Raw genomic sequence first — 7,800 nt, 5'->3', positions numbered from 1 at the left:
TGTTTATGCACCTTATGCTTTAAGGAAAGTTGAAGCATCTTTACTATATCACGGTTTCGATGTCGCTGTTATCCCTCCAGAATATTTAGAGAAGAGTGTTAGCGATAAGACAAAAGTTGTAGGCATTACTGTCCATGATCCCTTTGGTCTCAATCCAGTCCCCTTTAAATTATCAATGTTATTCGGTGGTGGAGCTACATGGACTGCTAAGTTCTTTGAGGAGCTACATGATAAAATAGTACAACTAAAACAGAAGTATAACTTCAAGGTGATTGCTGGAGGACCCGGTGTATGGGAGTTGCTGAACAAAAAGCCGGACTGGATTGATACATTATTCGTTGGTGAAGCCGAAATAACTTTGCCAGAAGTTGTAAAGAAGCTAGAAGATGGACAAGAGATACCAAGTGTTGTTAGAGGTAAAGATCCTAAAGTAGAAGAAATTCCACCGATAGTTAATCCTGCAAGGCTCGGTGAGGTTCAAATTACTAGGGGTTGTCCCAGAGGATGTGCTTTTTGCCCTGTGACACCAGAGACGTTTAGGAGTATACCGATTGAGGTAATAAAGAAAGAAGTTGAAATCAACAAAAAAGGTGGATGGAATAGAGTCGAGCTTATTACAGATGATGTAATGCTTTATGGTTCTCAAAAGCTGAGGACTAATCATGATGCTATTGTTAAGCTTTTCACTGAAGTCATGAATATGGGCGTAGATGGCGTATGGTGGCCCCATATTTCGGCTCCTGCAGTTAAAGAAAGTCCTAAGACCATAAAAGCTATGGCGGAAATTGCTAGATATAGTTTTGACAGAGCTGTAGCCCCCGTAGTTGGGTTAGAAACTGGAAGTACCAAGATTATGGAGAAATATATGAGGGCTAAAGCATTCCCATGGACTCCTAAAGACTGGCACGACGTAATTGTGGATGCTACTGCAATTATGAACGATAATTATATATTCCCTTGTTACACCATGACCATTGGTTACCCAGAAGAGACTGACGAGGACGTTCAGCAGTCTATTGATATAGTACAGAAGATTATTGACCACGGTTTTATTGCATGGGTATTTCCACTACCAGTTATTCCAATGGCTACAACTAGAATAAGAGATAATCCGTTTCCATTCATGGAAAGATTACCTTCAAAGTATTGGGATTTACTCTATATATCATGGAATTATGATTTTAAGACAACTAGAGAATTAATACCAATCCTTACGGGTGGAATAAAGAATAAGGTTGTTAAAAGTATAGTGAAATTGATGATTGACAAAGTATTTGATTCTATAGACCAGATTTTCTATGAGTTGAAACAAACAAAGGGTAAGAAATCAATGGAATTTTCAAATATTAATTTAAATAATACTATTGGTGTGATAAAAGCTATCTATTGGTTAACGAGATTAGCTTTTAAGCCACAATAAGCATTTTTATTTCTAACTTGAATAAGGTTGATACATCTAATACAATACCGATTATTAATGAATAGATATTAAGGAATGAGATTTGACTTTGATAGACAAGAAGCTACTGTCTATGAATGTATATCAAAGTCTTGGGGATCTTTAGGGCTCGACCCAGAAGCTAATTGCTGAATATTCTTCGTAATTCTTAATAAAGGAATAGTAACGTCACTATAGCTCTTCTCGTCCCCTCATTTTGGTTTTTCATTCCATAAGGAAAATGGCGTAATTGAGTTTATTCCAATCCAATAGGTCTTTAATTAAAAAAATAATAAAGGAAATTCTTTTTAAAAGCTTTTTAATATTACCTTTTAAACCTTTAAAAAAATCAAAAAGGAACATAGGAAAAAGAATTTAAACCTCAACTGGTATGTGAGTCTATGAAACGAGTAATAACGTTATCAGTCGAAGAAGACTTAAGTGACGTAAAAGATAAAGTTAAGAGCGTACTGAAAAAACTGAGTAATAATAGCGAGATCCTTGTTCTCTCTCGTTCAGACATTTCGTATTTATTCCGTGGGTATTCCATAGAGAAGGAGAAAAATGAAGAAGGAATATGGATAATCAGAGTTAAAAAGAATTAAACAATCTTTATCTTATGTTAATAAAGAACGCAAAACTACTTGATGGAAGAATAGTTAACATTTATGTGGAAAACGGAGTTATATCTTGTTTTAACTGTAAGTCCTCTGATGATGAAGTAATAGATGCTGAAAACCATCTTGTTATTCCACCTTATTTCAATATGCATTTTCATTTGGATAGTGTTTTCCTACCAGTAGTAAATAGATCTGGGACTCTGTGGGAAGGGATAAGGATATGGAGAGAAGTTAAAGGAAAATTGGCTGAAGAAGATGTGACAAAAAGAGCTGTAACTGCGGTAAAATTAATGGTCTCTCAAGGTACTCTTTGGATAAGGACTCATGTAGATGTGACTGAAAAGTCTCTTACATTACTGAAGGCTTTGTTAAAAGTAAAGGAGGAAGTTAAAGATATCGCTGAAATCCAAATTACTGCTTTTCCTCAAGACGGTATTTTTACCGATAAAGGTAATGATGAACTCCTTAGAAAAGCTGTTGAACTTGGTGCAGATAATGTTGGCATGATACCTCATAATGAAATTACTAGAGAGGATGGGGTTAGATCTGTTAAATTTGCTTTCGATTTAGCAAAAGAGTATAATAAACAAGTTGATGGTCATATTGATGAGACAGATGATCCTAATTCACGATATTTAGAAGTTCTTGCCAAGTATTCTCTTGAATATAATTATCAAGGGAAAGTTTCAGCAGGTCACGTTACAGCAATGCATTCGTGGGATCCAGCTTATAGGTCAAGGATATTAGAACAGGTGGCTAAGGCTGGTATTACTGTAATTCCTAATCCGCTTATAAATGTCTCCCTTCAAGGTAGATTTGACAACTATCCAAAAAGGAGGGGAATGGCCCTATAAAGGAGTTATTGCAACATGGAATTAACGTTGCTCTTGGTCATGATTGCATTATGGATCCTTGGTATCCATTAGGTAGTGGGAACATGCTTCATGTTTTATTTATGGGTGTTCACTTGGATCAACTTCTTTCTCCAGAAGAGCTGAATAACTCTTTGAATTTAATTACTTATAACGGAGCTAAGTCATGGCCCTTAATGGATTATGGTATCGATTTGGGTAAAAGAGCGAATATGTTAATAACTAATGCTGAAGACGTAATTGATCTGTTGCGATTTATGGAACCTCCTCTATACGTAATTAAGGAAGGTAAAGTAATTAGTAAGGACAGTGGAAAGTTCATATTTTATCATGGAAAATGGGAAAAAGTTTTCAAAAAACCCATATAGAGATGAGAAAAATTCAATCTCTCGTAAGAGAAATAGGTTTTTTACGGAAAGTTATAGTAACACCAATGGTTATAATTTTATCAGAACTAAACGATATTTAGTTTGAGACTACTTATAAACGATAAGTATTTATCTTCCTAAAAAGAGAAATAAAGATAAATGTTCAACATAAAAGGAATAAATTTGCGTAAATATTTAACAAGTTTTATTTTAGTATTGCTTAATAACTGGATAACAATATCTTTATTTCAGAGCCAAAATGGCAAAAGGCAAGAAGAAGGAGCAAGGCGGAAAGGAACAACAAGGTGGACAGAAGAAATAAGGGTACTTAACATTTAGTGCTATCAATTAAAAAGTTAACTCTTTTTTATTTACTTTATCATGGTTATATTCATTTGCTTAACATTTAAAAGATAACCATAATTATGTTGGGTTATATTTTTATTTAAACAAAATAATGAGAGTATATGATAAGAGGAGTTTTTGGTATATTAGAAGGAAGAAATACTATTGATGGTGCTGGGGTAAGACTTTATAGAGTATTTGACTCTCCATCTACTGTACAACTTACGGACCCATTTCTTCTATTAGACTTCTTTGGCTCTTCAGACCCTAGAGAATATATTGTTGGTTTTCCTTGGCATCCACATAGAGGAATATAGACTGTAACTCTGCTTTATGAAGGTAAAGTGGAACACGAAGATAGTACTGGAAATAAAGGAGTAATATATCCTGGGCAAGTCCAATGGATGACTGCTGGAAGTGGAATATTCCATCAAGAAATGCCTAAACCACTGGAAGGTGTAGAAATAGCTAAATATAATCAAAACCCTTTGTCAGTTAGAGGATTACAGCTCTGGATTAATTTACCAGCTAAAAAGAAAATGACGGAACCAACATATAGGAATATCAATTCAGTACCCAAAGAGACTTTTAACTTTGGTGAGCTAAGTGTGCTTTCTGGAGAATACAGAGGTCTTCAAGGACCTTTAAATGTAAAAAGTGATGTAGAACCAACATATTTTGATGTTAATTTATACGGAGAGGTTAAGATGAATGTAAAAGATGGTTATACAGTTTTAGCATTTGTTGTTGATGGCAAAGCTAAGTTTAGTCCTAACTCACCAGAGGTTGGAAAAGGGAATCTTGTTATTTATGATAAAAGGGGAGATGAAATAGTTATTAGTGGCAAAGCAAGGTTTATAATACTTTCTGGGAGACCATTAGAAGAACCAGTAGCATGGTATGGGCCAATAGTGATGAATGCTGAAGATGAAATTATGGAGGCGTTATCAGATTTACGTAAAGGTATGTTCATAAAGAACAAAGAGGTAAAGATCGAGGATTACTACTGATGAAAAGAAGATCAGTTCATGAAGCTAAATCCAAAGCTAATTTAAGTATTTTTATCCAACTTTCCCATTTTAACCTACCAGTCTTGGTATTCTGTGCACTTGGATGATAACTGCCGATCAACACTTTATTATCTGGTAAGTTTACTATTGCACCATGATAAAACTTCGCCTTTATTTCGTATATTGAAAGAACTGAATCGAAAGCTATCTTTCCAAGAGCTACTATAACTTTTACTTTCTTTAGACTCTCAATTTCCATTTTAAGAAACAAAGAACAGTTATTTATCTCTTCTTTTGTTGGTTTGTTCTCTGGTGGAGTGCATTTTACTGCATTAGTTAGATAAACTTCTTTTATTTCGAGACCGTCTTCCCTACTTACTCCCTCTTCTTTGTTACTTAGACCTAAAGTATACAAACCCTTAATCACCCATTTTCCAGATTCGTCTCCCGTAAACACTCTTCCAGTCCTATTTCCTCCATTAAATGCTGGAGCTAAACCGACAATTAAGATCTTTGCGTTCTCATCTCCTATTCCGGGTACTGGTTTGTTCCAGTATTCCCAGTCCTTGTATCTTAGTGGTTTTTCCTTATTTTTTGTGTATTCTCTTAATCTAGGACATTTACTGCAAGAAATTATTTCGTCAAAGAATAAAGACTTCATGAATGAGGCCTCTTCATTTTTTATCTGCAAACTGGGGGAATTTAAACTAAATTCAAATTTTTAAAAAAAGATATTTAATCTTCACATAGAAAAAGATTATTATGGAGGGAAAAAGAGATAGTCCTTAAAGCTTTAGATAAAGTTGAAAAATGGTATGTTATGCTAGCAGGAATTAAGGGAAATACGCTTCTCTTAGTTTCAAAAAAGGAAGTTCCAAAGACAATAGAAGTGGATGGAATTAACCTTGAAGTTAAATATTTCGAACCAGAGGAGTACCTTAAAGTTATCTCACAAGACGATGAAGAATTTAGATCATATCATGTGTATTATTTTGTAAAAGTCTACATGAGAAAAGTGCTAGACATTTTATCTTCTCTTGAAGTCCAAAGAATGAGCGAAGAGTTCCAGACCCAAGATAACTTTAAACATTAGTCTGTTCACTAAGTAGTGTGAAAGGCTATCCGATTTTTATAGCGAGGCTAATTTACGGAATCAGTTGGTTCTTTCTCTCTCCATATATTCCTTACTTGTTGAAAGACTTCTCAGCTCCATCCTATTTCGCCAGCTTAATTCCTCTTTCCTTCTTTATTTCAGCGGCTGTAATGCAAATCCCTGCTGGGATTATATCAACTAAGTTAGGAATGAAACTAACTTACACGATGGGTCTATTCATAATGGGAATTTCTGATATCCTTATTGGTTTAAGTGAAAATGTATACGAAGTTATTATACTCTATGGTTTAACAGGGTTCGGTGCATCTTTTTTCTTTTCATCAGCTGGAGGGACTTTAGCAGTAATGAATGAGGGCAGAACACTTCTAGTTATGGGACTTTATAATGGGATGTTTTCTGTTGGAGGCATTTTAGGTCTGAATTGGGGATTTTTTGATTCATTAATAGGTTTTCGTTTCTCTTCTATCCTTCTAGGAGGATTAACTCTCCTTGCTGGTATTGTAAACTATTTTATGCCATATGTAAACTTTAAGGGCAATTTTCGCGTACTGAAAAATAAAAATGTGATACTCGTCGCTTCTACAACTGCAGGGTTGTGGGGTGCCTATTACGTAGTTAGTGAATATTTCCCGTCCTTTTCTTATTACATATTTCATGAATCTTCTATAGTAGTTGGCTCTATTTCCTCAATCCTCCTTCTATCTTCTTTCGTAGGGGGATCCTTATCTTTTATTATGAACAAGGTAGAAGAAAGGACTAGAATACTTGTTTCAAATCTACTGGGAGTTCTTCCAGTCCTTTTACTTTATAATTACTTTATTCCGGGGCTTATTATTTTAGGAATTTTTAATGAAATGGGGTTCAGCTTTCATAGGCATTCATCAGCCTATGTAAGCCTTGGGGTTCATCAAGCTCAGCCACCATCTTGAGTTCATCGGTGGCATATCATAGCCCTTGCCCCTATTCGTGGCAACCCCACCCAAAGCCCTCATCTGCATCTTCCACCGAGGGATCATCTTTTTAATCACCGCACGGAAGAAGACGCTCGGGCTCTGGGGAAAGCCACACATTTTGAGGTAGATATTTATTGCACCACATAGCTGTCTGTCTAGTTCTAGTCCACACTTCAAACACTTAACCACCTGCCCCTCTTGGAGCTTTAGCATCCAACCCCCGCATCTAGGACAGGTGGATGAGGTGTTCCTAGGATCGACCAGCTTTACCTCGGATTTGTATTTCATGTAACTAACTATCTGTTTCCAGTTCTGCTTAGCAATCTCTCTGTTGTGTTCTTTCCAGTCGTTAAACATTCCAGACTTGTTCAGATCTTCGAAGCCGTGTACTGCACCTGGGAACATCTTCGTAAGTGTATTAGTCAGCTTGTGGACAAAGTCTTTAGCTCTGTTTCTCTCCCTCTCACCATGTTTAGTCACTTTCCCCTTTGCTGAGGGCTTCTTACTAGCCACGCTTTGGGCTCTCTTCCTCTTTATCTCATGTACTCTATGTATGTGGTACAGTTCACTCAAGTCAATTTTTATCCACCCATACCTGGGTGAAAACCCATCTAGACTAAATAAATTTGAGTCCCAACCAATACGTTCAACGTGGCTTTTCTCCTCTTTTGATCTCCTGAAAGCGATTAGTAACTCACCCTTCGTCAGTATTAATTCTCCTAGATCCAGCCCTTTCACCCTGTTCTTAAACCACGCTTTTGTTAAGTCAAACTCTAGATATAGTTTCCTAGGTACTATGGTGACTCTAATTTTTCCATTCTTGTAGGTATAGAGCGTCTCCTTGACTCTAGCAAACAGCTTCTTGACTGTAGGTTTTGCTCTCCTTCTTTCTCCCTTGAGATAGTTCTTCTTCCAAGACTTCAAAATAGAATAAGCTACTTTTATTGCAGAATCAACGTAGTGGGAAGCATAAGACCAGCCCTTTAACAGTTCTTTTCTAAGCTGGTTCTTGAACTCCCTAGTCTTTGGAAGTTGTGGAATTAGTCGTTTAATTTGATAACATCTCTTTTTTCTCTTCCT

The 7,800-nt window shown here is 36.0% G+C and carries 7 protein-coding genes and 2 pseudogenes; 7 read left to right on the top strand and 2 right to left on the bottom strand.

Annotated features, from left to right (window positions below):
- From AC3OCB_RS01870 to AC3OCB_RS01850, 5 genes and pseudogenes are all read left to right on the top strand, one after another.
- A partial coding sequence (locus tag AC3OCB_RS01870; RefSeq protein WP_498340491.1) for a B12-binding domain-containing radical SAM protein occupies nucleotides 1-1,420 on the top strand: 1,420 nt, incomplete at its 5' end.
- Nucleotides 1,421-1,839: 419 nt separating this feature from the next.
- A complete protein-coding gene (locus AC3OCB_RS01865) occupies nucleotides 1,840-2,043 on the top strand; it encodes a hypothetical protein (RefSeq protein ID WP_498340489.1) in 204 nt (67 codons plus the stop codon).
- 14 nt (nucleotides 2,044-2,057) lie between these two features.
- A pseudogene (locus AC3OCB_RS01860) lies at nucleotides 2,058-3,298 on the top strand (amidohydrolase family protein).
- Between the two features lie 159 nt (nucleotides 3,299-3,457).
- Nucleotides 3,458-3,637 carry a hypothetical protein gene (locus AC3OCB_RS01855; protein WP_498340488.1) on the top strand — a complete coding sequence of 60 codons (180 nt, stop codon included), beginning with the start codon at nucleotides 3,458-3,460 and terminating at the stop codon, nucleotides 3,635-3,637.
- Between the two features lie 128 nt (nucleotides 3,638-3,765).
- Nucleotides 3,766-4,653 (top strand): annotated as a pseudogene (locus AC3OCB_RS01850) (pirin family protein).
- Between the two features lie 16 nt (nucleotides 4,654-4,669).
- On the opposite strand, the gene AC3OCB_RS01845 reads toward AC3OCB_RS01850, so the two are convergent.
- Nucleotides 4,670-5,314, bottom strand: coding sequence for a uracil-DNA glycosylase (locus AC3OCB_RS01845; protein ID WP_498340492.1), 645 nt, complete (start codon nucleotides 5,312-5,314; stop codon nucleotides 4,670-4,672).
- A gap of 159 nt (nucleotides 5,315-5,473) precedes the next feature.
- Here AC3OCB_RS01845 and AC3OCB_RS01840 point away from each other — a divergent pair, with 159 nt between their 5' ends.
- Together AC3OCB_RS01840 and AC3OCB_RS01835 are read left to right on the top strand one after the other, a co-directional pair.
- The gene (locus tag AC3OCB_RS01840; protein WP_498340487.1) at nucleotides 5,474-5,746 is read left to right on the top strand and encodes a hypothetical protein; all 273 of its coding nucleotides are present in this window, start codon (nucleotides 5,474-5,476) and stop codon (nucleotides 5,744-5,746) included.
- A gap of 17 nt (nucleotides 5,747-5,763) precedes the next feature.
- Nucleotides 5,764-6,696: an MFS transporter gene (locus AC3OCB_RS01835; RefSeq protein ID WP_498340485.1), complete on the top strand. Its 933-nt coding sequence runs from the start codon at nucleotides 5,764-5,766 to the stop codon at nucleotides 6,694-6,696.
- On the opposite strand, the gene AC3OCB_RS01830 is transcribed toward AC3OCB_RS01835, so the two are convergent.
- A partial coding sequence (locus AC3OCB_RS01830; RefSeq protein WP_498340484.1) for a zinc ribbon domain-containing protein occupies nucleotides 6,649-7,800 on the bottom strand: 1,152 nt, incomplete at its 5' end. The two genes, AC3OCB_RS01835 and AC3OCB_RS01830, sit on opposite strands and share 48 nt — an antisense overlap.

It is taken from the genome of Sulfurisphaera sp. (genome assembly GCF_059755235.1).
Note: the sequence above shows the minus strand (reverse complement) of the source record. Positions and strands in the feature narration are given on the sequence as shown.

What these genes read in the sequence shown, in the direction of transcription:
- AC3OCB_RS01865 (WP_498340489.1), top strand. Translation starts at nt 1,840, where the DNA reads ATGAAACGAGTAATAACGTTATCAGTCGAAGAAGACTTAAGTGACGTA.
- AC3OCB_RS01855 (WP_498340488.1), top strand. Translation starts at nt 3,458, where the DNA reads ATGTTCAACATAAAAGGAATAAATTTGCGTAAATATTTAACAAGTTTT.
- AC3OCB_RS01845 (WP_498340492.1), bottom strand. Translation starts at nt 5,314, where the DNA reads ATGAAGTCTTTATTCTTTGACGAAATAATTTCTTGCAGTAAATGTCCT.
- AC3OCB_RS01840 (WP_498340487.1), top strand. Translation starts at nt 5,474, where the DNA reads ATGCTAGCAGGAATTAAGGGAAATACGCTTCTCTTAGTTTCAAAAAAG.